At 67.2% G+C, this 26,926-nt stretch carries 17 protein-coding genes and 1 tRNA gene; 13 read left to right on the top strand and 5 right to left on the bottom strand.

Going from position 1 to position 26,926, the window contains the following annotated elements; translation table 11 throughout:
* Positions 1–493 (bottom strand): transposase domain-containing protein (locus EJC77_RS14145; RefSeq protein WP_240630264.1); only part of this gene is annotated, 493 nt, incomplete at its 3' end.
* 120 nt (positions 494–613) lie between these two features.
* On the opposite strand from EJC77_RS14145, the gene EJC77_RS14150 reads away from it, so the two are divergent.
* The 3 genes from EJC77_RS14150 to EJC77_RS21700 all read left to right on the top strand — a co-directional run bounded on the left by EJC77_RS14150 (position 614) and on the right by EJC77_RS21700 (position 3,977).
* Entirely contained in the window at positions 614–907 is a 294-nt protein-coding gene (locus EJC77_RS14150) for a transposase (RefSeq protein WP_125613855.1), read from the top strand.
* Positions 904–1,788 carry an IS3 family transposase gene (locus tag EJC77_RS14155; protein ID WP_164520432.1) on the top strand — a complete coding sequence of 295 codons (885 nt, stop codon included), beginning with the start codon at positions 904–906 and terminating at the stop codon, positions 1,786–1,788. Before EJC77_RS14150 ends, EJC77_RS14155 begins: the two co-directional genes overlap by 4 nt.
* A 1,541-nt stretch (positions 1,789–3,329) precedes the next feature.
* Positions 3,330–3,977 carry a transposase family protein gene (locus EJC77_RS21700; protein ID WP_240630265.1) on the top strand — a complete coding sequence of 216 codons (648 nt, stop codon included), beginning with the start codon at positions 3,330–3,332 and terminating at the stop codon, positions 3,975–3,977.
* Between the two features lie 412 nt (positions 3,978–4,389).
* On the opposite strand, the gene EJC77_RS14170 is transcribed toward EJC77_RS21700, so the two are convergent.
* On the bottom strand, positions 4,390–11,640 hold the full coding sequence (locus tag EJC77_RS14170; protein WP_240630266.1) for an FG-GAP-like repeat-containing protein: 7,251 nt from the start codon (positions 11,638–11,640) through the stop codon (positions 4,390–4,392).
* Between the two features lie 764 nt (positions 11,641–12,404).
* On the opposite strand from EJC77_RS14170, the gene EJC77_RS14175 reads away from it, so the two are divergent.
* From EJC77_RS14175 to EJC77_RS14200, 6 genes are all read left to right on the top strand, one after another.
* Positions 12,405–14,264: an ABC transporter ATP-binding protein gene (locus EJC77_RS14175; protein ID WP_125613867.1), complete on the top strand. Its 1,860-nt coding sequence runs from the start codon at positions 12,405–12,407 to the stop codon at positions 14,262–14,264.
* On the top strand, positions 14,261–16,090 hold the full coding sequence (locus EJC77_RS14180) for an ABC transporter ATP-binding protein (RefSeq protein ID WP_125613870.1): 1,830 nt from the start codon (positions 14,261–14,263) through the stop codon (positions 16,088–16,090). Before EJC77_RS14175 ends, EJC77_RS14180 begins: the two co-directional genes overlap by 4 nt.
* Before the next feature lie 99 nt (positions 16,091–16,189).
* Positions 16,190–16,263: transfer RNA gene (locus EJC77_RS14185), tRNA-Pro, on the top strand.
* A gap of 218 nt (positions 16,264–16,481) precedes the next feature.
* Entirely contained in the window at positions 16,482–16,757 is a 276-nt protein-coding gene (locus EJC77_RS14190) for a helix-turn-helix domain-containing protein (protein WP_125613874.1), read from the top strand.
* Entirely contained in the window at positions 16,750–17,994 is a 1,245-nt protein-coding gene (locus tag EJC77_RS14195; protein ID WP_125613877.1) for a type II toxin-antitoxin system HipA family toxin, read from the top strand. The genes EJC77_RS14190 and EJC77_RS14195 overlap by 8 nt, the downstream gene beginning before the upstream one ends.
* Positions 17,995–18,206: 212 nt before the next feature.
* Entirely contained in the window at positions 18,207–20,141 is a 1,935-nt protein-coding gene (locus tag EJC77_RS14200; RefSeq protein WP_420820321.1) for a DUF6541 family protein, read from the top strand.
* 114 nt (positions 20,142–20,255) lie between these two features.
* On the opposite strand, the gene EJC77_RS20435 is transcribed toward EJC77_RS14200, so the two are convergent.
* A complete protein-coding gene (locus tag EJC77_RS20435; protein WP_164520434.1) occupies positions 20,256–20,402 on the bottom strand; it encodes a hypothetical protein in 147 nt (48 codons plus the stop codon).
* Positions 20,403–20,542: 140 nt separating this feature from the next.
* Between EJC77_RS20435 and EJC77_RS14205 the strand changes: the two genes are divergently transcribed.
* Positions 20,543–21,817 carry a helix-turn-helix domain-containing protein gene (locus EJC77_RS14205; RefSeq protein ID WP_125613883.1) on the top strand — a complete coding sequence of 425 codons (1,275 nt, stop codon included), beginning with the start codon at positions 20,543–20,545 and terminating at the stop codon, positions 21,815–21,817.
* 57 nt (positions 21,818–21,874) lie between these two features.
* Here the strand turns inward: EJC77_RS14205 and EJC77_RS14210 are convergent, their stop codons facing one another.
* Both EJC77_RS14210 and purD read right to left on the bottom strand, forming a co-directional pair.
* The gene (locus EJC77_RS14210) at positions 21,875–22,732 is read right to left on the bottom strand and encodes a phosphoribosylaminoimidazolesuccinocarboxamide synthase (protein ID WP_240630267.1); all 858 of its coding nucleotides are present in this window, start codon (positions 22,730–22,732) and stop codon (positions 21,875–21,877) included.
* 158 nt (positions 22,733–22,890) lie between these two features.
* Complete coding sequence (gene purD, locus EJC77_RS14215; RefSeq protein WP_125613886.1) at positions 22,891–24,192, bottom strand: phosphoribosylamine--glycine ligase; 1,302 nt, start codon at positions 24,190–24,192, stop codon at positions 22,891–22,893.
* A gap of 69 nt (positions 24,193–24,261) precedes the next feature.
* Here purD and EJC77_RS14220 point away from each other — a divergent pair, with 69 nt between their 5' ends.
* From EJC77_RS14220 to EJC77_RS14230, 3 genes are all read left to right on the top strand, one after another.
* Positions 24,262–25,293 carry an asparaginase gene (locus tag EJC77_RS14220; RefSeq protein ID WP_125613890.1) on the top strand — a complete coding sequence of 344 codons (1,032 nt, stop codon included), beginning with the start codon at positions 24,262–24,264 and terminating at the stop codon, positions 25,291–25,293.
* Between the two features lie 210 nt (positions 25,294–25,503).
* The gene (locus EJC77_RS14225) at positions 25,504–25,857 is read left to right on the top strand and encodes a sterol carrier family protein (RefSeq protein ID WP_125613892.1); all 354 of its coding nucleotides are present in this window, start codon (positions 25,504–25,506) and stop codon (positions 25,855–25,857) included.
* Positions 25,858–26,041: 184 nt separating this feature from the next.
* Positions 26,042–26,908 (top strand): DUF4231 domain-containing protein, encoded by an 867-nt coding sequence (locus EJC77_RS14230; protein ID WP_125613895.1) that lies wholly within the window; start codon positions 26,042–26,044, stop codon positions 26,906–26,908.
* Positions 26,909–26,926 lie beyond the last annotated feature (18 nt).

Raw genomic sequence — 26,926 nt, forward strand, 5'->3', positions numbered from 1 at the left:
CGTCACCATGACGACCAAACCCACCAATCCCATCGGCATCCAAGGCGACGCCGCCATCGTCAAATAACGCGACGGTCAACACCTCGGCGGCGACGAACGCGTGGGTACCGCACTCGGCCATCGCCACCACCCGCGCCTTGGGAAACGCCGACCGGTTCGCCCCGGACCCGGCATACCCGAACTCGGCCGCGTTGGCCGGCGTGTCGGGCACCTCCACCTCGAACCCGTCGATCGCCAACAGCCGCCACCGGCGCAGGAACGATCCCCGCGCCGCGCCCAAGGCCGCCAGCTCCGCGACCGGCGACGCGTCCCCGGCCACCGGCCCGCAGATGCGTTCGAACAGCTCGGGAAACACGTCTGGCCCCAGCCGTTTCCGGGCCTGCGTGATCGCGCTCGAGGTCGGCACGCTCCAGGTCGCGTCCCAGCAGCCGAACCGGTCCAGCGACCCGGTCACCTTCGCCGCGACCTCCTCGTAGTCGTCCTCGGCGAACAAGCACAACCCCAACGTCAGGTACGTGATCACATGCGCCGGCAGCTTGCCATCTGGAGCGTACCCGGTTTGGTGGACACGGTTGGGGTTGGTCCGGGTTCCCGACTGTAGGAGACTACTTTTATGGGTTCCACTCGCAGGAGCTTCACCGATGAGTACAAGCGCGACGCGGTGGCGTTGATTACCGACGGCGGTTATACCGTGGCGGCCGTTGCGAAGAAGCTTGAGATTAGCGAAACAACGATGAGGAAGTGGATGAAGAAGGTCCAACCGGATCCGGCCAAGACTCTTGAAAAGCCGTTGACCGAGTCCGAGAGGACGGAGCTGCAGCGTTTGCGCCAGGAAAACGCGAAACTTGCAATGCAGCTTGACTTTGCAAAAAAAGTATCGACCTGGTTCGCGAAAGGCCAGCAGTGATCTTTGCTGCCATCGCGGGCTGGGCTGATTCCGATGAGTACGACGTCTCCTTCATGTGCGCGGAGCTGGGCGTGTCGACCTCCGGCTACCATGCCTGGCGGGGCCGGGGGCCCAGTGCCCGCCAGGTCGAGGACGAGCAGATCCTCGCCGAGATCCGCACCGCGCACGAGGAGCTGGACGGCAACCCCGGGGTGCGGCGCACCTGGGCCCACCTGACGGCCGCCGGCCGGCGCATCTCGCCCAAGCGCGTGCACCGGCTGATGCGTGCCGCCGGGCTGGAGGGCCGGCACCCGAAGGCGTGGAAGGCCACCACGGTGGCCGGCGAGGACCCGGTGAACGCCCCGGACCTGATCGGGCGCCACTTCACCGCCGCCGAGCCCAACACGGCCTGGTGCGGGGACATCACCTACATCAAGACGTGGGAGGGGTGGGCCTACCTGGCCACCGTCATCGACCTGCACTCCCGGGCCCTGGTGGGCTGGGCCCTGGATACGCACATGCGCACCTCGCTGGTCACCGACGCCCTGGACCTGGCCCTGGCCCGGCGGGCGCCGACCGCGCCGGTCATCTTCCATTCCGACCGCGGCACGCAATACACCTCGGGAGAATTCGCCGACTATTGCGTGAACAACAAGATCATCCGCTCCCTCGGAAAGACGGGAATCTGTTACGACAACGCGGTGTCCGAGTCATTCTTCGCGACCTACAAGAAAGAACTCATCCACACCAAGCCCTGGCCCGACATGAAACGCCTCCGCCGAGAGACATTCCTCTGGATCGAAGGCTACTACAACACAAAACGACGTCATTCAACGCTCGGCTATTTGACACCCGCGGAATATGAGCTAGGCTATAAAACAATACACGAACTCGCGGCCTAACCCCGAGTCCACAAAAGCGGGAACACTCCAATCCGACCTGCGCTCCTTACGCCCACACACCGAGACGGCCTCATCCACTACGTCCCGCGGCACCGCGTCGACCAACACACCCAACGTCACCTGATCCGGACACACCACTGTTGAACCCATGACCGACCATCCCAGCACACCCGCCAGCCCCACCCCTCACGACACGCCGGACACCCCACCGATTACGCTACGTGGCATTGGGCCTGCGCCCAGCCCGGAACACGGCCGGCATGTCCTGCGCCCAGCGGGCGATCGCGGCTAGCGACCGTGCACCGGCGGCCATCGGAAGCCACCGCCACCGTCAGCACGGTCGCCAGCGGGTGCCGCGCACCCCGCCGATCCCGCGGATCCGAAAGCGTACGAGAGCACCTGCCAGAGATCGATCCGGCCCAGCAGGCCGGTCCCCAGGTCGGACGAGACGGATTGGCCATCGGGGGCAGAAATGACGGATGATACGGGTGCTGGCACGGCAGACTCCAGGACGCGTGAACAGCTTGGAACACCTCCCACGATCCGACCGGATGCCGTGCCCGTGCCGCTTTACACCCCCACCCGGAGTGTCGTCACCCCGCCACACCGACAGACCGATTTTGAACAGGCCTTGAAGCCCTGGCCCTGATGAAACCCCGCTTCATGAAAGATCGAGGTTAATACGTCAGCTCCTCGCCGAAGACTTTGCAGACGTCCCGGGGTCGGGTTGGCGACGGTCTCAACAAGTCGACCTACTTACGTAGTCCTTAGCACGTAATCCAAGTGGTTTTCAAATCAAATCGGCACTGTATTGAATAACACCGAAGGTTCAATTGAAGCACCACTAATCTGCACCAGAAGCGTCGAGGCCATCGGCACCATGCTCGTCCAGGCGGGAGACGTACCAGTGCCATTCCATCCAGTGTAATCTAGCGTGTAAGTCGCAATCAAATCGCAACAACCTTGGTTATTCGGCTTTATCTGATAGATTTTGAATACATACTCCAGAGCCCCAATATATCCATTTCCACCCCGATACCAGACTGCTTGACACGCCCGAGAGTATCGAACATCGCCGCCAGCATAGTATCCAATGGTAACGCCATCAGCAGAGCACCCTGACGCCTGAGGGTCCACCCCCCTGCAGGCATTCCCCGAGCACGTAGCTGCCTGCGCTGGAGATATTTGCATGGAGAGCGCCATCCACGCAACCACACCAATCGATAAAACAGCACGAATAAGCTTCCCAAAACGCAATCTATTCATTATTCGATTCCCTATTCTTTAATTTAGTGATTGAGGTTTATTCAAAAACCGTCGAAATCAATCAAGGCGACGAGCGCGTTCTAAGTGTCAAATGATGACTTTCTTGAAAGAATGGATTTAGCGGAACCTACCTCCAAGAAGTCCGCCACAAATGTATCATACAACAGAGTTCAGCAAGGCCGCCATCACCGAGATTTGCGCACGGGTCACGGAATTGTTTCCGGTAAAGGTAACGCGTGACCGGCCGGAAACCCGTCTTCGGTCTGTTCCGGTCCGTGACCGCCACCCTGAGGTACTTGCGCCGCAATCATGTGCAACAAGAACTGGCCAAATTCCACGACGCCTCGCAATCGAAGATCTCGCGCACCATTGCAGCCTTCGTGCCGATGCTCAAGGCCGTGTTCGCGGACTGGGTCCCGACCGCTGACGACCTCGGCCCGCAGGCGCAGTACATCATCGGCGGCACGCTCCTGCCCTGCTGGTCCTGGCATGGCCATGCCCGAGCTCCACTCGGACAAGCACCACACCACCGGCGTCAGCGTCCAACTCGCCTGCACCCTGGCCGGCCACCTAGCCCGGGTCTCGAATCCGCTGCCCGGCTCAGTCCACGATGTGAAGGCCCTCCGAGAGTCCGGACTGCTAGACGTGCCGCCGACGGAAACGCGCCACAGCACCTGGGCGATAAGGGCTATATCGGCGTGGGCATGATCACCCCGACACGCAAACCCGTCTACCGGTCGCTCGCGGACGAGGAAAAATACTTCAACCGCCAGGTCAATCAAGTTCTTTACCAGATAGAGCGGACGATCGCGAATCTCAAGACCTGGCGGATCCTCCACACCGGCTACCGCCGCCGTTACGAAACATTCACCGACACCATCGCCGCAATCATCGGCCTAGAATTCCATCGCCAGGCGTTTTGAATAAGCCTCATAGGGTCAGTGGTGTCCGAGTAGTCCGTCTGGCCTTGACCATTGTCGACTCGGATCGTATCCCAAGTCGACTATTTCCCATGAAGCCAAGGACCAGGGTCCATCGAGTCAACAGGCAATCCCTGTTTGCGACGCTTACGCTCTTCGCCAACAGCTCGGAAGAATGGAATCGCGAACAAAATGGCCAGGACCACAAAGCAGATCACCGATGCGCCGAGTACGCTAATCGGAATGATGAAGAAGAGACTGGAAGGTTGAGGCCTGGTCGTAAGGACGATTGATATGATAGCGACGGCTTCTATAATTCCAATGCCCCAACTAAGGAGCATGAAATTCTGGTAACGGTTGAAGTAGTACCGACTCTTATTCCCCAGTTTATTAGGTCCCAGGGGGCCCGCTGGTCTCATCTCTTACCGCACCCTTCGGAAGTCTCTTGCCCACCGCTCTGCCCCTCAGCAGAACGAGTTGTCGCCCCTGCACCCAATCCTCCACCGAAGACATCAATGCCAGGGCCCATGTCGTCTATAATTTTAGCCGCTGTGTCGAAGGTTTCTACAAATTTCGGAATCTTTGCGACAAATCCGATGCCTCCAGTTGCAACCCCGAGTCCGTCCAACGCCAGCGAGGTCGCATCCCATTGACCGGAAATGCTTTCTGCTGCGATGTCTGAGCCCAAAGTTACCAACGAGGCGGTCTCTGCCACACCCTCGGCAACGACAGCGCAGGCACCTCCGACCACTGTTTCGAAGGCGGCGGCACAACCGACCGCCACTAGCGACGCAGCCACAGCGACTATTCCAGCGCCGATGGCCACATTTGACCAAAAGTTCGAGTCGTTCCACCAGTCGAGTCCTGTGGGGTCGCTACGGTTGATCGGGTTGTTGCCGGTGTAGGCGTAGCGTTGGCCGGTTCGTTGGTAGGCGGGGTCGGTGCTGGTGAAGGCGGCGGTGGCGGGGTCGTAGTAGCGGGCGCGGAGGTAGTCGAATCCGGTGATGAGGTCGTGGTAGGCGCCGGTGAATCCGAGGGGTGTGGTGGTGGTTCCGGTGTGTCCGGTGAGGATGCCGTAGGCGTCGTAGGTGAAGGCGGCGACCAGGGCGCCGGTGGCGTTGGTGATGGCGCGGATGGTGTCCAGGGCGTCGGTGAGCAGGAAGTTCACCGTGCTGCCGGTGATTTGTTCGAGGGGTTTGCCGCCGGGTCCGTAGATCCATTGGTTGGTGCCGTCGCCGAGCAGGTTCGGGGTGGGGTTGTCGTCCCAGGTGAATTGGGTGGTGGTCCCGCTGGTCTCGGAGGTGCGGAGCCCGGTCGCGTCGTAGGTGTAGCTGGCGGTCCCGGTGCTGGTGGTAGCGGCGGTAAGTTCGTCGGCGCCGTTGTAGGTGTAGGTGGATGCGGTCCCGGTGGCGGGGGTGGTTTTGGTGCGGTTGCCGTCGGCGTCGTAGCCGTAGGTGGTCGCCCCGGAGGGTGTGCCGGCGCAGGTGGGGCTGCCGACGGTCGTGGTCGTGGACCAGCAGGGCTGGTTCGCGGGGTCGTAGGCCAGGGTTCCGCTGCGCAGGGTGGTCGCGTCGGCGGCCCCGTCGTAGGCGTAGGTGCTGGTTGCCCCGCCGGCGACGGAGGTCGCGAGTTGCTCATTGGCCGTGTACGCGTAGGCTTGCACGCCGCCGGGGAGCCCGGCCGGGGTTTGCGCGGTGACCTGGTTGGCGTTGTCCCGGGCGTAGGCCAGGGAGGCGAGGGTCGTGGTGGCGGTGGCGAGGGTTTGGGTGGTGAGGGTGTCGGCGGTGCTGAACGTGTTGGTCACGGTGGTGCCGTTGGGGTAGGTGATGGTGCCCAGTTGCCCGTCGGGGGTGTAGCCGAGGCTGGTTTTGTTGCCGGCGAAGTCGGTGACCGTGGCCAGCCGGCCGTCGGTGTCGAAGGTTTGTGCCACGGGGGTGGGTTGCCCCGGGTAGGTGATGGAGGTTTGGTGGCCGTCGGCGTCGTAGCCGTAGGCGACGGTTGCCCCGGCCCCGTTGGTGTGGGAGAGGATGTCGCCGAAGTCGTCATAGGTCATGGTGCTGGTGCCGGAGGCGTCGGTCATGGTCAGTTGGCGCCCGTCGGGATCGTAGCTGATGTTGCTGATCGCCGGGGTGGTGTCGGAGTAGGTGGCCGAGGTTTTCTGCCCGTCCGGGGTGTAGGTGAAGGTCGTGGTGACGCCCTTGGCGGTTTGCAGGCTGGTTTCCAGCCCGGCCGGATCGTAGGTGATGGTGGTGGTGCGGTTGTTCGGGTCGGTCGAGGTGATGCGGCGGCCCTGCCCGTCGTAGGTGGACGAAGTCGTGTGGCCGGTCCCGTCGATGGTGTCGGCCACGTGCCCGTCCGGGGTGTAGTCGGTTGTCGTGGTGGACCCGTCCGGGGCCTTGGCGGTGGTTGGCTGGTCGGCGGCGTTGTAACCGGTTGTCGTGGTGTTGTTGTTCGCGTCGGTGCTGCTGGTCTGGTTCCCGTCCGCGTCGAAGACGGCCCGGGTGGTGTGCCCGAGCGGGTCGGTGCTGGCGGTGACGTGGCCGTGAACATCGCGGGTGTAGCTGATGGTCCCGGGCGCCGGCGGGGTGAGGGTGTTGCGAATCGAGGAGCCTTGGGTCAGCCACAGGCTGCCGTCGCTGCGCACGTCAAGGATGTCGGGGACCTTGTCCCCGTCGAAGTCCCCGAGGCCGAGCAGGGTGTCCGTGGCCGTGTAGGCCAGGGCCGGGATCGCGACGGCGGTCTTGACCATCGGGGAGGTGCCCCCGTTCCCGGCGTAGAACAGGGTGGATCCGTCGGCCTTGACACCGATCAGGTCCGGGTGGCCGTCGCCGGTGATGTCGCCGGCGGCGATGATCTTACTGAAGATGTTCCAACCGGTCCCTACCTGGACCGGGGCGGAGAACGTGGGCGTGGCGCCGGAGTGGATGGGATACAGCCAGAGTTTGCCGGTTGAATCGACGGCCAGGAGGTCCGGGACGCCGTCGCCGTTCATGTCCCCGGCGGCGATGATCTTGGTGAAGCCTCCCCAGCCGGTCCCCACCTGGACCCGGGCGGAGAACGTGGGCGTGGCGCCGGCGTGGGCGGCGTAAAACCACAGCTTGCCCGTGGAGTCCAGGGCGAGCAGATCGGAAACCTTGTCGCCGTTGATGTCCCCGACGCCGAACACCTGCGGGTAGATGCTCCACCCGCCACCGACGGTGACCGGGGCCTTGAACGCCGATTGCGGGGTCAGTGTTCCGGTGCCGACGTTGAGCAGCAGGTTGCTGTTGGATGTCTTGTCCACCGTGAGCAGGTCCGGGTGGCCGCCGCCGGTGAGGTCCCCGGCGGCCAGGACCTGCGCATAGTTCTGCCACCCGGTGGCGCCCACTTGGACGGAGGTTGGGGTCAGCGGCCCTGTCGCCGCTGGTGAGGATGTGCAGGGCGGGGTGACGCCCTTGGCCGTGCTGGCCGGCGGGACCGTGCAGTTGAGCTGCCCGCGCCCGGTGTCGTACCCCATCAGGGTCTTGTCCCCGGTCGGGGTGGTGGTGGAGATTTTGTCACCGAAGGCGTCGTAGGTGTAGGTGGTCGTGTTCCCGTTCGGGTCCTTCACCGCGGTCAGCTCGCCCGGGTGGGCCGGATCCGCGTAACTGTAGGAGGTTTGGCGGACCACGGTCGCCGGCGGTGGGGTGCCGGCCTGGTTCCCGTCGGCGTTCTGGCTGACGTGGAACTGCTGCGTCACCGACGGCGTCCCGGCGCCCGTGTAGGTGGTGGTGGTTTCCAGCCCGGTCGGGGAGACGCTTTGAAGGAGGTGCCCGGCCGTGTCGTAGAGGGCGCTGGTCGTGTTCCCCTCCGGGTCCGAGGAGGCGATCTTGTTCCCGTACTGGTCGTAGGAGCTGGTGGAGGTGTTCCCGTCGGGATCGGTCACCGTGGCGATACCCAGGGTGACCGGGTCGTAGCTGTACGTCCAGGTGCCGGCCTGCGCCGTCCCGGCGCCCCGGGTTTCGGAGGTCAGCAGCGCATTCGCATCATAAGTGTCGATGGTCTTGTGCCCGGCCGGGTCGGTGGTCAGTGTTTGCCCGGCCGCCAAGCCCGCCGCGGCGTTGGGACCGTAGGTGAACGTGGTGGTTTGGCCTGTCGGGGTGGTCTGGGAGGTGACCCGGTCGGCGCTGTCATAGACCATGGACGTCACCGGCGCCGGCGTGAGCGTTTTGCCGTAGTTGTCCGGGCTGCGCATCGAGGACATCAAGTGCGCGGCGGTGTAGCCGTACTGGGTCCGGTCGCTGTTGTCCGGGCTGCCGGCGGTGCGGATGCTGCCAACCCCGTACACGTCGGTCAAGTTGCCGTTGCCGTCGTAGCCGTAATCGACCTCACGGCCGCTCTGGTCCTTCACACCGGTGATGTGGGTGCCCGTCCAGGCGAAGGTGTAGGTGCGTCCGCCCGGGTCGCTCACGGTGGTCAGGTGCCCGTTCGCATCGTAGGCAAGGGTCGTCCAGTACGGGGGTGACGCTTTGACCCCGGCCAGATCGGTTTCCGCGCTCAGCCGGCCCGTGCCCGTATCAAAGGTGAAGAATTGGGTGCCGCGACGCACATACGAATACGTCGACCCGGTCTTCGTCAGCGTCGCGTCGTAGCGTGGCGCCGACGGGGTGTACGTGGTTCCGGTGAGGGTGAAGGGCACCACGGAGCCGTCTTCTTGATGGATGGCCACGTTCCCGGCGCCGTCGGTGACCGCGGAGAGCGCATAATTATCCGTCCACCCCCACCCGAACGGCCCGTTGACCGCATTCGCCCCGTTGGGGCCGGCCGCGTCGGCCTGCGCGGAGGCGTAGGAACGGGTGACGGCCAACGGGTCGCCCAGGCCGGGGGTGGACAGGTCGGTGAAGGAATCACCGAAATAGCCGGTCGCGGTGTTCACCGGGTCTCCCGCGGTGCGTTGCACACAGCCACAGTTCACCCACGCGGGGTTGGACCCCTTCGGTTCGTCTTGGACACCGACGGGCCCGCCGATCGGTGCGCCGGGCGTGCCGCCCATGGGAATGAACGCGATCGCGTCATAGGCGACATCGTACCCGCCCGGCGTCATGTTGCTGGCATTGCTCAGCGTGACATTCCCGCCCGGGGACATCGCGATCGTCGCGATCGTCGCCCACTGCTCGGATCCCCAGTCCTGGTTCACCCGGAACTTCCACGGCGCCGCGCCGCCGCCCGGGTTGACCGTGTAGACGACGTCGGTCGCCGACGCACCGGTGGCCGGGAAGTGGATCTTGATCGTGTAGTACTGCAGGCTGGGCAGGTTCGGCGTCCACACGCCGGTGTCGATGACCTGCGGCTGGCTGGCCGGTTGGGTGTGCGTGAAGAGAATACGGCCGCCGAATCCGACCCCCAACTGGTGTGTGTCGATCTGGCCCACCGTGACCCCGGTGGGGTCCTTCCCATAGGTCATGGCGAAGGAGCCGTTGCTGGCCCAATTCCCGGACCCGCAGCCGGCAAGATTCAGCGGCGGGGAGGACTCGTCGTCCACGATGATCGGGGGCCCGCCCGGGCCGCTCGGGACGGTGGCATCAAGGGTGCACGTCGGCGGGTGCGGATCCGGGTAAGACGGCTCGGTGGATCCCGCCCCGTATTCGTACGCCGAGGTCGCACACGTGCTCGAACAGGTGCCAATCCAGGTCACGGGCTGGTGCCACCAGCACTCATAATCACCCAGGGCGCAGTACGCCCCGGACGAATCACTCGGATTGCAATGGTTCGTGCTGTCACACATCGAGTTCACGCCCGGGATTTGCGGCCAACTTGCCCCGTGGTAGTCCGGCGTCGCGTAGCCGTAGTAGCCGTAGCGGATGATCGGGCTCGCCATCCACCCGAGCACCCGTTCCTGGTACGGCCAATCACCCGGGTGCGCGGCGTCCGCGTACGTGCTCTGCAAGAACGGCGCCCGGTTCGGCGGATAGGACGGGTTGCGCGGGTTGTTCGACCAACCCAGCCCCCACGTCCCGTCCGGCCCCGTGCACGTGGGCCCCGGGGTGCACCCGGTCGTGTTCCCGAACGCCGCCGTCGGCTGGATGCCGCTGTTGTACGCCCACAGGGCGAAGTACCAGTTCTCCAACTTCGCCGGGTCCGCGTTGTTCGCCGTGACCCCGGCCTCGTAGAGCTGATTCCACGTCGCCTCAAGGATCTGCAACCCGGCGGCAATGTTCTCCTGGTAGTCGGCGGCGATCTTCATCTGCCCATGGGCGGAAATCGTGGTATCCCCGGCATGCATGCCACTGGTGACCTGGGCCAGGCCGTACCCGCAATCCGCGTTCGGGTAATCGATCCGGTCAATGCTGCCCGGGACGCCATAATAGTCGGCGATCAACGGGTCCGCCGCGATGCCCGGCAGGGCATGCCACGACGCCTGGTCGAAATTGGACTCCTGCGCCAGGACGCCCAGCATCACCGACCGCGGAACCGTGGACGCCGCTGTCGTGGAGGGATGCTCCAAAGGAATCGGTGCGAAGTCATCACTGGGCGAGTAACTCGCCAGGCCCATGTTCGCGAAATTGGCCGGCCGCGCATACGGGGCCCCGGACAGCAGACCCTGCTCGGCCATCTGCACCGCCCAATTGACCTGCGCGTTCGAAGGCTGCATGACCTGCATGGTCGGATCCAACCGCCCGACCGCACACGTCGGCGTATCAGTCGTACCGGCCAGACGAACCGACGAACCCTTCCCCAAAGCCCCCGACGTGGTCAGTTCCACCGATGTCTTGATGACCGGCTTCCCGCCCGAGCCCCCGGCCGCCTTCTCCCGGGGTGCGATCGTGTTGTGTTCACTGGCCGCACCGCCGGTCCCGGCGGCACCCGCCGGAACGAACGACGCCACCGCCGTGCTCACCGACCCGACCGTGGGATCGAAGGGCCGATCAACACGGGATCCCGTTGCCGTGGCAACCGCCTCACCCGCCGTGACGGCACCCGTCTGGCCGGTACCCGCCTTCTGCGCCGCCGTGGTGCTGGGTGGGGGCGCCTGCTGGGAACCGAAGATCGCATCCCCGTTCAACGACGCCCCGTCGGCCGCCCCACTCAACCCGGAGGAATCGACACTCTTCACCAAAGCGGATGAGGGAGCCGCGCCCAGGCCCGTGACCGTGTTCGTCCCGGCCCGGCCGCCGAAAAGCGCCACCTTGCCCACCGGGCCCTGGCCCAGAACGCCCAGATGCCGGCCGTCAAAATGCAACAGCTGGGAGGCGCCCCTGCCGGCCGTGACGCTGAGGAGATCAACGCCACCGTCACCGGAAGGCCGGAGATTGAACGGCGTCCCCGCCACCCGTGCCAGCGTTATCGGTTTGACCGGCCGAGAACCCGCTCCCCGTCCCGGGATCTTGACAAGGGCCGACCCCAGCACGCCCACCACACCATTATCGGTCGGCACCGCCGAGGTCACCTGACCGGCCACCACGGTCGAGGACGCGACCTTGCCCGCCGCCAGGTCAACGGAAACCAGCCCCGTCGTCTGCTCGTCAGCGCCCAGGCTCAACGAGAACACGGCCGTATCCGCCGCCCCGCACCCCGGGGAGTAGTATTTCAGCCCCACCCCGCTCACCACCGGCGTGACCTTGCCCGTGGCCAGCGCCACCACATAGCCGAACGCACCATGGTCACGCGCCGCCGATAGATTCACGGCCGGGGCCGCGAGAACCGCCACCGCCGCGTACTTCCCATCCCCCGACAGGCACTGATAGCCCGTCCACGACGACGCATCAACACCCTGAGGCTTGATGACCGCCAACGACCTCCACGCAAAACCCCCAGATTCCCGGCCGACCTGCACATGGTAGCCGGCCGAATCACCAAACCCCGAGACCGCCACGTCCGGGGACGACGCGGCCCCCGCACCGAAATCCCGGGCCACAACCGAGGCCGCCGCCACGGTCCCCTGACTCTGCCGGGCCGGGGACGGCTGGGTCGGCACCGCGGCCTGCACCATGGAGGCACTCAGCAAGGTGCTCAGAACCGAGCAACCAAGGACCAACGCAAGAACGGCAGTAACCCGTGGCATCCGGGACAGAAACCTGAACATGGCAGACTTTCGGTACGTGGTAAAGATAGGGAATGGCTACGTCCAGCCCCGAAGAACAAGCCAACGAAGGCGGATGTGTATAGCGCCTCCCACATGGGATCACGCCAACACCACGGATCCGCGCAACCGGACCCAAATAATTCAGCGTGTCCACGCCCGCGACGAATCACGTGAACGTTAAGACACCCGCCCCTGGCCCCTCCCAACTGGTGGACAGTAGATGCTCGTTTCGAGTGGATTTCGAGCATCTACTGTCCATCCCTTCGCCCTCCCAACGCTCGCAAGCTCGCGTCGGGACCCTCGGGCGAGTGGGCCCAAGTTGGGTGGTGGCGGGCACGCAACGGACCCCGAACGTGGAATAGTGTCGTGGGGTAACAAAGTGAGGCGGCATGGCGAATACTTCCAACACGACATTCCTTGACTCGATCCGCAGGGTGGCGCCACACGTGCGCCCCATTCTCCCCCGGCTGCTGCTGGGCATGTTCTCGGCACTCGCCGCCAGCATCGTGGCCCTGGCCATCCCGCAGGTGTACCGGATCCTGATCAACACGGCCCTGCAGCCGGGAACCGGCAGCGAGGGCCTGTGGGCGGCAGCCGCCGTCGTCCTTGTCCTGGGCATGCTGGAGGCGGCGTTCATCGCCATGCGCCGCCAGTTCGTCATCGTGCCGGCCACCACGGTCGAGAAGACCATGCGCACCGCGTTCTACCGGCACCTGCAGGACTTGGCCGTCGAATTCCACGACCGGTGGGCGTCCGGGCAACTGCTCAGCCGCGCCATGAGCGACCTGAACTTCATGCGCCGCTGGATGGCGTTCGGGGCGATCATGCTCGTGGCCACCACATTGACCGTCACGATCGGCGTGGTGCTGATGTTCACGCTGAGCTGGCAGCTGGGGCTGATCTTCCTGGCCGCGGCCGTGCCGATCATGGTCGTCGGGTTCCGCTTCCGCCGCACCTACGGGCTGGTCAGCCGGCGCAGCCAGGACCAGGCCGGCGACCTGGCCACGGCCGTCGAGGAGTCCGTGCACGGCATCCGCGTGCTCAAGGCGTTCGGGCGCGGCCGCGAGGCCCTGGACGCGTTCGCCGGGCAGGCCGCCGAACTGCGCGAGACCGAGATCCACAAGGCGAAGTCCCTCGCGGTCTTCTCCCTGGTCGTGACGCTGCTGCCGGAGCTGGCACTGGGCACCGGGCTGGTCGTGGGCGTCCTGCTCGTGGCGCACGACGGGCTGAGCGTCGGCGCGCTGGTCGCGTTCTTCGCCACGGCCGCCGTCGTCGCCGGTCCCGTGGAGGCGATGGGCCCGCTGATGGCCATGACCCTCACGGCCAAGACCGCCATCGACCGGCACTACGAGGTCATGGACGCGCCCAACACCATCACCGATCCGGCCGTTCCGCTTGAGCCCACGGGCGTGCGCGGGGAGCTGCGCTTCAACGGCGTGCGCTTCCGCTACCCGGGCACGCCGGCGGACCGGCCGGACGTGCTCGACGGCGTCGACCTGGCCCTGCGCGCGGGTGAGACGATGGCGCTGGTCGGGGTCACCGGCTGCGGCAAAACGACCCTGCTGTCCCTGGTGCCGCGCCTGTACGACGTCACCGCCGGCTCCATCACGCTGGACGGCACGGACCTGCGCGACCTCCCGCTGGACGCGCTGCGCACGCACGTGTCCGTCGCGTTCGAGGACACGACGCTGTTCTCCGACTCGGTGCGCGAGAATGTGCTGCTCGGCGCCGCCACGCAGCCCGGCATGTCCGACGACGACGTGCTGGCCCGGGCATTGGAGGTCGCCCAGGCGGGGTTCGCGTATACGCTGCCGGACGGGGTGGACACGCTGATCGGCGAGGAGGGACTGAGCCTGTCCGGTGGGCAGCGCCAGCGCATCGCCCTGGCCCGGGCCATCGCGGCCGCGCCGCGGGTGCTGGTGCTCGACGACCCGCTCTCGGCCCTGGACGTGAACACCGAGGAGCGCGTGGAGGCGCGGTTGCGCGCGGTGTTGGAGGGCACGACGACGTTGATCGTCGCCCACCGCCCGTCGACGGTGGCGCTGGCCGACCGGGTGGCGTTGCTGCGCGACGGCCGGATCGACGCCGTCGGCACGCACTCCGAGCTGCTCGCCTCCAACGCGCACTACCGGTATGTGCTGGCCAGCCTGAGCGAGGAGCCGCGCGACCTGGACACCGAGCTGGAGGACAAGGACGACGAGTTGATCCGGGACTGGGAAGCGGACGAGGAACAGGAGGCCCGCGCGTGAGCCCGGGTACAGCCGATGAGGACAACGTCCACCTGTCCAGGGAGGACAGCAAGGCCGTGCGGCGGCGCTCCGTGCAGTTGCTTGGCTCGCTGCTGCGCCCGGTCCGGGGCAGGTTCCTCGTCACGGTCGCCCTGGTGGTGCTGTCCCAGGCGGCGCGCGCGGCCGGGCCGCTGCTGATCGCGTACGGGATCGACCATGGCCTGCCGGCGCTGACGGGGTCCCGGGATCCGTGGCCCCTCGCCCTCACCGGCGGCGGCTACATCGTGGCGGCGATCGCGGCGGGCTGGCTGACGGCCGGCTACCTGACGGCCACGGCCCGGCTGAGCCAGGCCATGCTGTTGGACCTGCGCATCCGGGTGTTCCGGCACACGCAGCGGCTGAGCCTGGAGTTCCACGAGAACTACACGTCGGGGCGCATCATCTCCCGGCAGACCTCGGACCTGGAGGCGTTACGCGAGCTGCTGGACTCCGGCGTCTCGTCGCTGGCCTCCGGGGCCATGTTCATGCTGTTCACGGCCGTGAGCATCTTCACGCTTGACTGGCGCACCGGCATCATCGTGCTGTTGGCCGGGATCCCCATGTACTTCCTGGCCCGCTGGTACCAGATCCGCTCACAGATCGCCTACCGGGCCTCCCGGGTCGTCTCGGCGCGCCTGATCGTGCACTTCATCGAGACCATGACGGGCATCCGGGCCGTGAAGGCGTTCCGCCGCGAGCAGGCGAACGCGGCCACGTACGACGACCTGGCCGAGGACTACCGCAAGGTGACGGTTCGTTCGATCAACCTCAACGGCGTGTTCCAGCCCGGCCTGGTGCTGATCGGCAACCTGACGGTGACGGCCGTGCTGCTCGAGGGCGGGTTCCGCGTGCTCGGCGGCGGCATGGCCGTCGGCACGCTGCTGGCGCTGTTGCTGGCCACGAAGCGGTTCTTCCAGCCGGTGGCGGACATGGCCATGTTCTACAACTCGTTCCAGTCGGCGCAGGCGGCGCTGGAGAAGGTGTCCGGCCTGCTGGCCGAGACGCCCACGGTCCGCCCACCGAAGACACCGGTCCCGCTCCCCCACCCGCGCGGGGAAATCGACTTCACGGACGTCGAGTTCGGCTACGGCGACGGCCCCGTGATCCTGCCCCGAATGTCCCTGCACATCCCCGCGGGCCAGACGGTCGCCGTCGTCGGCCAAACCGGTGCGGGCAAGTCGACGCTGGCGAAGCTGATCGCCAGGTTCTACGACGTCAGCGCGGGCTCGCTCACGCTGGACGGGGTGGCGCTACGCGACCTGTCCCCGACGGACCTGCGCCGCGCCATCGTCATGGTCACGCAGGAGGCGTTCCTGTTCTCCGGCTCCGTGGCGGACAACATCGCCCTGGGCAACCCGCGGGCCGGCAGGGCGCAGATCGAGGCGGCGGCGCGGGCAGTCGGCGCGCACGAGTTCATCGCGTCGCTGCCGGAGGGGTACGACACCGATGTGAACAAGCGCGGCGGCCGTGTCTCCGCCGGGCAGCGGCAGCTGATCTCGTTCGCCCGGGCGTTCCTGGCGAACCCGGCCGTGCTGATCCTGGACGAGGCGACGTCATCGCTGGACATCCCATCGGAGCGCGCGGTGCAGCACGGTTTGCGGCAGCTGCTGGGAGCCGGGAATGGCGCCCCCTCCGCGGGCCGGACAGCGTTGATCATCGCGCACCGCTTGTCCACGGTCGAAATCGCGGACCGCGTCCTGGTGGTGCACGACGGCCGGATCGTGGAGGACGGCACCCCGGCGGAACTGATCTCCGGCGGTGGCCGGTTCGCGGCCCTGCACGGTGCCTGGCGGGATTCGCTGGTGTGAGGGCACCTGCAGTCGGCACGATTTCGCGTTCCGGGGGGTCGTCCGTTATCCTTGAGAGGTTGCTTTTGCGGTCCTTGACGGGACGGCGGAGTGGCGAATCGGGGTGTGGCGCAGCTTGGTAGCGCGCGTCGTTCGGGACGACGAGGCCGCAGGTTCAAATCCTGTCACCCCGACCCACACGGAAAAGGGTCCTCCTTCGGGAGGGCCCTTTTCCGTTGTTCGAGCCCCGACGGCGGAGCGGGTTTCGCCGTCGGGTCAGCGTGCGCGGGGAACGGGGTGGGGCGGAAGTGTCTCTCCTCGGTGACTTCGATAACCACGTCAAGTGCGTTGACTTCGATACTGTAGTCAAATAGCCTGAAGTCATTATTGACGTCGAAAGGGCGTGTGTGTCGTGATTGTCCGTGGCGAGGTCCGCAACGCGGAAGCGCTTGGCCGCATGCTTGCGCAAGGCCGGATGTTGGAGGGGCTCACACAGCGGCAACTGGCAGAGCAGCTTGGCATCACACAGAAGTATGTGTGGGAGGTAGAACAGGGGAAGCCCGGAATCTTCACTGACCGCCTGTTTCAGATCCTGCGTACAACCGGCGTAAAGCTGTACGCGGAGCTGGAGGCGGACCGCGCGCGGCAACCCGCCGAGAACGAGTCGGAAGAATCAGCCAATGGTTAGGTTGCGGGTCGAGCTCTACGGGCACTTGATCGGGTGGTTGACCGGCACGGGCTCGCGGACCTTTGACTTCGAAACGGACCGTGCGGCGTTTGAGCACTATGAACTGGGCAGTACCGTCCTGTCCGAATCCGTTCCCTTGGAATTGCGGCCGGTCAGGGCCAAGGCGGGCCGACGTCGCAACTACTTCGCTGAGCTCCTGCCGGAGGGTCGCAATCTGGCCAATCTGGCCCGGCAAGCCGGCACACGCGAGGGCGATGTATTGGGACTTCTCACCCACTACGGTCGTGACGTTGCCGGCGCGGTGCAGATCCATGACCCGGAACAGCCAGGCGAACCTCGAACACCGCGGGCAACTCCGATTTCGGATGCCGGAATCGCCGAGCTGTTACGCGATACGGCCGCGTCCCCGTTGGGCAATGAACGTTTGTTCGGAAAGACGTCCCTGGCCGGGGTCCAGGAAAAGATCGTCCTGGCCAGGATCGACGGCGCTTGGCACCGCGCCTTGGACGGCTTCCCCTCAACTCACATATTGAAGCCTGTTTCCCGGGATTATCCGACCATCATTTTCGACGAGGAATACGGGGCACGTGCTGCCCGGCGACTTGGCCTGGTCGAGACGCGGAGCTGGTTGGAGGATTTTTCCGGACGGCCGGCGCTGGTCATCGAACGGTACGACAGGTCCCCGGCCGCACCGCTCGGTCGGATCCACCAAGAGGACATGAGCCAAGCCTTGGGGGCAGGAGGGGATGAGAAGTACCAGGAGTATGGCGGCAAGGTCAGCTTTCAGCGGGTCGCCGGGCTACTCCGGAAGAACGGCATGGCGGAGTCCACAGATCGACTGTTCCGCCAAATGGTTTTGTCGGTCGCCCTGGGGAACCTCGACATGCATACCAAGAACCTGGGACTCCTGCATTTCCCCGACACGACGACCACGCTGGCGCCGGCCTATGACATGGTTCCCATGCGGCACTTCCGCAACGATGGCCGGATGGCGCTTGCGGTCAACAGCGTCTACGCACACCAGATGATAACTCGCGACGACCTCATCGCCGAAGGCCAATCGTGGGGGCTGAACCATGTGGCGGCGAAAGTCGACGAGGCGTTGAACCTCATTGCGATGGTCGTATCCGACGAGGCGCCCGACCCACGCGCTCACGACGGGCTACAAGCCGACATCCTTGGTTTCGCGCGGAATCTGCTGGCTGGAAAGCCGACCGGCGACCTGAGCTCCCAGTGATCGGATCGGCTCAGCGGCACGGCCAGCGGTCGAGCGGCCCCGTCGGGGTCCAAGATCTCGACAAGCTCGATCACCGGCGACAGCACAAGCTCGATCACCGACAGCCCGTCCACCCGAGCCGGTAGAGTTGGACAGACCCGCCCGCCCCCTCTCAGGACAAAAGTGTGACCTCTTGGCTTGACGCGCTGCCGGCATTCCTGGCGGCCCTGCTGATGCTCGGTGCGCCCGGCGCGGTGGTCCTGGCCGTGCTGCGCGTGCGGGGGCTGGTGGCGGTGTGCGCCGCCCCGGCCGTCTCGGTGTCCATCATCGGCGTCAGCGCCATCGTGGCGCCCTGGATCCACCTGCGGTGGGGTGCGCCCGTCGTCGTGCTTGGCACGGCGATCACGGCGGCAGCGGCGTTCACCGTGAAACGCCTCGTCCCGGCCCTGCGCCCCGCCCAGCCGCGCGACCGGCGCTGGACGGTGCCCACCGCCGTCGTCGGCACGCTGGTGGCGCTGGGAATCACGACGGCAGTGCTCGCCAATGTGACGACGTCGCCGGAGTCGTTCACGCAGGGCTATGACACCGTGTTCCACCTCAATGCGACGGAAAACGTGCTGCGCACCGGCAACGCGTCCTCGTTCGCGATCTCGTCGTTCATCCTGCCCAGCGGCAGCAGCGTGTTCTACCCGGCGGCGTGGCATGGGCTCGCCAGCCTGCTCATCATCCTGACCGGCATCAGCGTTCCGGCCGCCACGAACATCCTGTGGCTGGCGGTGGCCGGGGTGGTGTGGCCGCTGGCCTGCGTGTTCCTGGTGCGCGTGCTGGCCGGACCGAACCGGACCGTGCTGGCCGCAACGGCCGTGCTGGCGGCCGTCTTCCCGGCGTTCCCCTACCTCTTGCTGTTCTACGGCAGCGCGTACCCGAACGCACTGTCCAACGCCGTGCTGCCGGTCGGGATCGGGCTCGTGCTGCTGACCCTGCGCCCGGACAGGCACGCACCCATCTCCCCGGCCATGGCCATGACGCTCGTGGTGCTGTTCCTGCCCGGCGCCGGGCTGGCCCAGCCGAACGGCGTGTTCAGCATCCTATTGGTGCTCACCCCGCTGCTGGCGGCCATGCTCGTCGGCTGGCTGCGGCGCGGATTTGGCCTCTCGCGCCGGCTCGGCTGGCTGCGCCTGGGCATCGCCGTTGCCGTCGCCGGCGGCGGAATCGGCGGGCTTTTCCTGCTCCCCCAGTTCCGCGGCCTGTTCATCTACACGAGCCCGGCGTTCCTGCCGTTCCCGCTCGCCGCGCTGCGCAACCTGACCCAGGCGCCGGATCCCGTCTGGTTCCCGTCGATCGTCCTGACGCTGCTGGTGCTGCTCGGCCTGTGGGTGTGCGTGAAGACGCACAAGCGGCGCTGGCTGGTGGCCACGCTTGCGCTGTTGGTGCTCACGTACCCGCTGACCACCGCCACCAACCTGCCGCTGGCCAACATGCTCATGGCGCCCTGGTGGGACAACCCGGAACGGGTCGCCGCCGTCATGCCGTTGGTCGCGGTGCCGCTGGCCGGCATGGGCCTGGGCGCCGTGGTCGCCTGGCTGGGCGGCAAGGTGCGTGGACGACGACGGGCACTCGCGTTGCGCTTCGGTGAGCCGGCGACGGCGGCCGTGCTCGCCGTCGTGCTCGGATTGGCGAACCCCGGTCTCGGGCAGATGCGTGACGCCCTGGCCACCATGTTCGACGTGCCGCCGGGACCGAACAACCTGGCCCAGGTGGACGCCGACGAGTTGGCGCTCATCCACCGGCTGGACTCGTTGACGACGCCCGACGATGTGCTCGCGAACAACCCGTACAACGGATCGGCGCTGGCCATGGCGCTGGCCGGGCGCACCATGCTGTTCCCGTACAGCTCGCAGAACGACCTGGACCAGGACCTGTACAACCTGCGGTTCTGGCTGAACCTGGTGGGCACCGACCCGGCGATCTGCGCGGCCGCCAAGCGCAAGGGCGTCACGTATCTGCTGGATTTCGGCACCAGCTACATCCCGGCGTTCGACAATCCCCGTTCGCTGTACCCGGGGGTGACGCTGGCGCCGGATTCGGACGCGTTCACGCTGGTCGCCCGGGAAGGGCACGCGAAACTGTACAAGTTGACCAGGTGCGGCGGCGAACCGCTGCACTGACGGCCCTTAAGCACGACCAGCCGTTAAGCACGACGCTGCCCGGTCGCCTTGTTGCGACCGGGCAGCGTTGTGAGACCTGGCTGTGGTGCGACGGCACGTAAGCCGCCGCCCGCACTATAGAAGATTACGCATCGCGTCCGGCCAGATCCACACGGCAGCCTGCACGGAGTCGGGCCAAATCCAGACCTTGGCGAACATGCCAACGAGGAGTACGCCGGCCACGAGACCAAACAGACACAGGGACAGGGCGAGCTTTTTCATGCAACCACCTTAGATGAGTGAGGAGTCCACAAGCGCTTGTTGGCCTGTTGACAACAATTGTAAAGTTATACTTGGCGGAAGTGTCAAGGGGATCCGACCTTCGACCGATCATGACGGTGTTCGACAAAGGACGTGGCACAGTGGGAAACAGCTTCGGCGACAGGCTTCGGCACGAGCGGCTGGCCCGCAGCCTGACGCAGGCGGAACTGGGCGGCCAGCTGTACTCGGCCAGCTATATCTCGCTGCTCGAGAACGGCCGCAGGGAGCCGACCGTGGATGTCATCAAGCAGCTGGCCAAGCAGTTGCAGCTCGCCCCGCACTCGATCGAGGAATGGGCCCTGCCGATCTCGCCGGAGGAGACCCAATACCTGCTCGCGTCGCTCTACGCACGCCAGGCCTGGGACACGCGCGACTACCTGGCCGCCCAGCGGTACGCCGCCGACGCCGCCCGGAAGGCCTCCGACAACCGCGACCCGGTGTCCTGGTGGAACATGGTGTACCTGCAGGCCAATGCCCTGGTGAAGAGCGGCGCCTACGCCGAATGCATCGAGGTGCTCGGGGCCCTGCTGGCGCACCCCCTCTCCACCGAGAGCGCGGGCCTGTCGGTCCGGGCGCGCCAGGTCCTTTCCACGGCCTTGATGGGCGAGGGCCGGCTGCCCGACGCCATCCGCGAGGCCACAATCGCCGTCGAGATGGGCGCCGGGAACCCGGACGAGTTCGACGCGTACACGACGGCGCTGCGCACCCTGATCGGCGCCCTGGCCGAGTCGGGGAAACTGGAGGAGGCCTGGCAGCACTGCCTGCGGCTGGCCGACGCCGTGACAAAGTCGACGCCGGCGCAGCTGGCCGGTGAAATCCACTGGGTGATCGGCAACGTGGCGTTCATGCGCCACGACGTGGCCGCCGGGCTGACGCACCATGCCCAGGCCGGCAACCTGCTCTCGCCCGCCACCGACCTGGCCCAGTGGGCGCATTTCAACAAGGCGACGGCCTGGGTGCGGCTGACCGCCGGCATCGTCGAGCCGGCCACGCTCGAGGCCATCGAACGGTGCGAGCTGGCGCAATCCGTGATCGGCGCCACCATCGCCGACCAGCTGGAGGTGAAGCTGCTGCGCGCCCGCTGGTACTACCTCAACGGCGCCCTGGACGACGCCCTCGCGCTATTGGAGGAAATCGGCGGGCAGCAGGAGCACCTGGCCAGCAACATCGCCGGCGACGCGGCGCTGCTGCTGGGCAAGACGTACAAGGCCCGCGGCCGGCTGGAGGAGGCCATGGACGCGTTCACCGCGGCGAGGGAGCACTTCACGACGGCGGGCGCCACGGACCGTGTGGCACTGGCCCTGGACAACATCCTGGAACTGCGCGCCTCCGGCCTCTCGCGAAGCCACGGCAGCGCACCCGGCACGCCCGCCTAGGGCGTACCGGCTTCGGCGGACGGGCGTCAGCGCAGGGGCGTGGGGTGCGCCGGCGGGCTACACGAAGTGGCGCCCGGTCAACCGCTCGTACGCCTCGACATAGCGGGCCCGGGTCCGCGCGACGACATCCGCGGGCAGCGCCGGGGCCGGTGCGTTGGATGCCCGGTCCCACCCGGAGGCGGGACCGGCCAGCCAGTCCCGTACGTACTGCTTGTCGAAGCTGGCCTGGGCGTGCCCCGGCGCCCACAGCGTCGCGTCCCAGAACCGGGACGAATCGGGCGTGAGGACCTCGTCGCCGAGCGTGATCACGCCCTCGGGGTCCACGCCGAACTCCACCTTCGTGTCGGCCAGGATGATGCCGCGCTCACGGGCGATCTGCTCGGCCCGCGCGTACACCTCGAGCGTCAACGCGCGCAGCTGCTCCGCCGGCGTCTGGCCGATCGTGTCGGCCATCGCCGCGAACGTGATGTTCTCGTCATGCTCGCCCACCTCAGCCTTCGCCGACGGGGTGAAGATGGCCTCGCCGAGCCGGGAGCCGTCCTCCAGCCCGTCCGGCAACGGCAGGCCGCACACCGTCCTGGACTGCCGGTACTCGGCGAGCCCGGACCCGGTCAGGTAGCCGCGGGCGATGCACTCGATGGGGAACATGTCGAGCCGCCGGCACACCATGGCGCGGCCGGCGACGGCGGCCGGGACACCGTCCTCGACCGTCGTGGCGACCACGTGGTTGGCCACGTGCAGCTGGTCGAACCACCACAGGCTCAGCTGGGTCAGGATGCGGCCCTTGTCCGGGATCTCGCTGGCGAGGATCTGGTCGAAGGCGCTGATACGGTCGCTGGCCACGACCAGCACCACGTCCTCGCGCCCGGCGAACGGGGTCACCGAGGTCTCCGGGGTCTCGACAGGCTCGACCACCGAACCGCTGATCGAGCCCGTCGAGACCACCGAACCGCTGGTCGAGCCCGTCGAGACCACCGAACCGCTGGTCGAGACCACCGGAACATACAAATCCCGGACCTTGCCGGAGTAGACGTGCTGCCAGCCGGGCAGTTCCTGGGCGGTGGGGGCCACGGTCAGTTCCCCTTCGCCTCGGCGCGCACGCCCGGCACGGTGATCTCCCCGCGCGCGGCCTTCGCGGCAATGTCGGTGCGGTACTGCCCGCCGTCCAGCGCGATCTCCTCGATCCCGGCGTAGGCGCGCTCGCGCGCGTCCTCCAGGTCGTCGCCCAGGGCCACCACGGCGAGCACGCGACCACCGGCACTGACGACGTAGCCGTCGTCGTCCATGGCCGTGCCGGCGTGCAGGACGTGCACGCCGTCAAGCCGGTTGGCCTTCTTCAGCCCGCGGATGCGGTCGCCGGTGCGCGGGGTGCCGGGGTAGTTCTCGCTGGCAAGCACGACGGCGACGGCCGGCTCGGGTGCCCAGCGCAGCTCCTCGACGGTGTCGAGCTGGCCGCGCGCGGCGGCCAGCAGCACGCCGCCGAGCGGTGTCTTCAGCCGGGCGAGCACGGCCTGCGTCTCCGGGTCGCCGAAGCGGGCGTTGAACTCGATGACGCGGGTGCCACGGCTGGTCAGTGCCAGGCCGCAGTACAGGACGCCGACGAACGGGGTGCCGCGGCGGGCCATCTCGTCGATGGTCGGCTGGGCGACCCGGTCGATGACCTCCTGGACCAGGCCGGCCGGGGCCCAGTCGAGCGGCGAGTACGCGCCCATGCCGCCGGTGTTGGGGCCCTCATCGGCGTCGAAGATGCGCTTGAAGTCCTGGGCCGGGGCCAGCGGGACCACCGTGCGGCCGTCGGCCAGCACAAACAGGGAGACCTCGGGTCCGTCGAGGAATTCCTCGATGACCACGGAGCCGCCCGCGTCGAAGCAGGACTGCGCGTGGGCCAGGGCCTCGCCGCGGTCGGCCGTGACGACGACGCCCTTGCCGGCGGCCAGGCCGTCGTCCTTGACGACGTAGGGGGCGCCGAAGACGTCCAGGGCGTCGGCGGCCTCGGCGGCGTTGCCGGCCACCCGGGCCATGGCGGTGGGCACCTGGGCCTCCGCCATGACGGCCTTCGCGAACGCCTTGGACGCCTCGAGCCGCGCGGCCGCCTTGTCCGGGCCGAAGACCGGGATGCCGGCCGCGCGGACGGCGTCGGCCACCCCGGCGGCCAGCGGCGCCTCGGGCCCGACGACGACCAAGTCGGAATCGAGTTTCACGGCCAGCGCCGCCACGGCCGCCGGATCGTTGGCGTCGATCGGGTGCGTGGGGACGATCTCGGCGATCCCGGCATTGCCCGGTGCCGCATGCACCTCGGTCACGTTCGGGTCGCGAAGCAGGGATCGGACAAGGGCATGTTCGCGGCCGCCGGGGCCAATCACGAGTACCTTCACGCTTTAAAGGGTACTTGGCCCGGCCGAACGGCGCCGACGTGCCGGATCCGCCCCGCATAGAATGAGCGCATGCACCAGACCTTCCGGGCGGCCGACGCCGTCGAACTTGCCGTCGTCGAACGCAGCGGGTTCGTCGAATCACGCCACCTGGGCGCCGCAGTCGTGCTGGCCGCGGACGGTTCCGTGGTGACCCGGCTGGGCGCCGTCGACGCCCCCGTGTTCGCCCGCTCGGCACTCAAGCCCTTCCAGGCCATGGCCGCCATGGCCGCCGGCGTCCCACTGCGCGGCGTGCAGGTGGCACTGGCGGCCGGCAGCCACGGCGGGTCGCTCGAGCAGATGGACGGTGTGACCGGCATGCTGCGCGCCGCCGGGCTGGCCGAACAGGACCTGCGATGCCCGCCAGCCTGGCCGTCCGACCCGGAGGCGCCAGCCTGGCCGTCCGACCCGGAGGCCCGTGCCTGGCTGGTGCGCACCGACCGGGGCAAGAGCCGGCTGGCCATGAATTGCTCCGGCAAGCATGCCGCGTTCCTGTGGGCGTGCGTGGAGAACGGCTGGGACCGGGACAGCTACCTGGACCCGCAACACCCCATGCAGCGGGCCGTGCGCGCGGTCGTGGAGGAGTACACGGGGGCGCAGGTGTTCCACACGGGTGTGGACGGCTGCGGCGCCCCGGTGTTCGCCGTCACGCTCGAGGGCCTGGCCCGGGCGTACACGAGGCTGGCACTGGCGCCGTCGGACCGGAACGCGAACGCCCGCGCCGCCACGGTTGCCACGTCCATGCTCGACTACCCGACGGCCGTGGAAGGCCGCGGGCGGCCCAATACCGTGGTGATGGAGGACCTGGGCGTGATCGCCAAGCACGGCGCCGAGGGCGTGCTGGCCATGGCCACGGCGACCGGCGCCAGTGTGGCGTTGAAAATGCTCGACGGCAACGGCCGCGCCGGCACGCTCGTGGGGCTGACCATGCTGGCGGCCGCGGGCGCGTTGGACGTCCCCGCGGTGGCGGCGGTCCTGGCGAAGGTCGTCCCGGCCGTGAACGGCGGCGGGCGCAGCGCCGGCAGCCTGCGCCTGGGTGCCGCCGTGAGCGCCCTGCTGGACTGAGGGCAGGCCGGTGATGGAGCGGATGGGGAGCGAAATCACCGGGTCTTGACAAGCTCGACCACCGGTTCGGTGATTGAGCCCGTCGAAATCACCCCGGGTCTCGACAAGCTCGACCACCGGTTCGGTGATTGAGCCTGTCGAAATCACCCCGGGTCTCGACAAGCTCGACCACCGAATAGGTTCGACCACCGAATAGCGAGGACGGAACACATGGTTGCACGCCGCCGCGTCGACATCGAGGAGGGCCGGGCCGCGGTTGCCGCATGGGTGGCCGGCGAACGCGCCAGGCCGGTCGTGGCCACGGCCGTGCGGTACACGCTGGAGGAGGCCGCGGCCCGGGCGCCGGGCAATTCCGTGGAGGTCCGCGTGCCGCCGTTCGGCGTCGCCCAGTGCATCCCGGGCCCCCGGCACACGCGCGGGACGCCGCCCAACGTGGTCGAGTGCAACGCGGACACATGGCTGGAACTGGTGACGGGCGCGCTCGGCTGGGCCGACGCCGTCGGACAATCCCGCGTCGCCGCCTCCGGCCTGCGCGCCGACCTGTCCGCCATCCTGCCGCTGTAGGCGCCGAACCGGATCCTGCGCCGTGGGAACCCTCGGGGCGGTGGCGTCCGGAGCAGGCACTGCCTGGTCAAGTGTCCCTGGTCAAGGCTCTCTGGCCACGGGCAGCACCGGACTCCTACACTTTAAATACGTCGCCGCGGCCCACTGGGGTCCCCCGGCGGCGGGCGCGAACGGAAGTGCTGCGATGACCGTGGACTTGGATATGCCCGGCTTCTTCAAGGACGCGGACACGGCATCCTTGAATGGCCAGCGGTCGTACCTCAGGTTGAACCGCATCAGGCTGACCAGCGCGGTCGTGGGCACCGCCGGTGGCGTAGTCACGCTCTCCGACGGCCGGGTGGACTACTCGGCGATCGTGGCGCTTGCCGGATTTCTCGTGGCTTTGGTGGCGGAACTGGTTCTGTCCTACCTGCAGCCAGAGAGGGACTGGTACGCGGGGCGCGCCATGGCCGAGTCAATGAAGACCATGGCCTGGCGTTACGCCGTCCACGGCGAGCCCTTCACGGACGGGCTGAGCGAAACGGAGCTACGGGGGCTCCTGCGATCCCGGGTGCGACAGCTCACGATCAAGGGAGCCGATCGGGTGGCGATCGGCACCGACACCCCCCTCGTGACCGCGTCCATGCTGGCGCTCAGACGCAGCGACTTTGAGATGCGCCGGTCCAGCTACATCGAGCACAGGACCGCGGCCCAGCGCCACTGGTACGCGGGAAAGGCGGTATTCAACAAACGCCGCGCCCAGTTCTGGCGGATCGTGCTTGTGTCGGCGGAAATTCTTGCCGTGGCCCTGGCAACACTGCGGATCACCGGACGTCTTCAGGTGGATCTTGCCGGCGTCTGCGGGTCGGTGATTGCGGCCAGTGCGGCTTGGCTGGTGCTCAAACAGCACGCTCAGCTGGCCTCCGCATACAACACGACCAGCCGCGAGCTGGCGCTCCAGGAAGACATCCTGATTGGTACAGCCGAGGCGGACTGGCCCCGCGCTGTCGCTGATGCAGAAAAGGCCATCAGCCGGGAGCACACAATGTGGCTGGCCGGCCATGGAGGATGACGACATGCCCTCCGCGCG

It is taken from the genome of Specibacter cremeus (genome assembly GCF_003946885.1).
In the GTDB taxonomy this organism is placed as follows: Bacteria; Actinomycetota; Actinomycetes; order Actinomycetales; family Micrococcaceae; genus Specibacter; species Specibacter cremeus.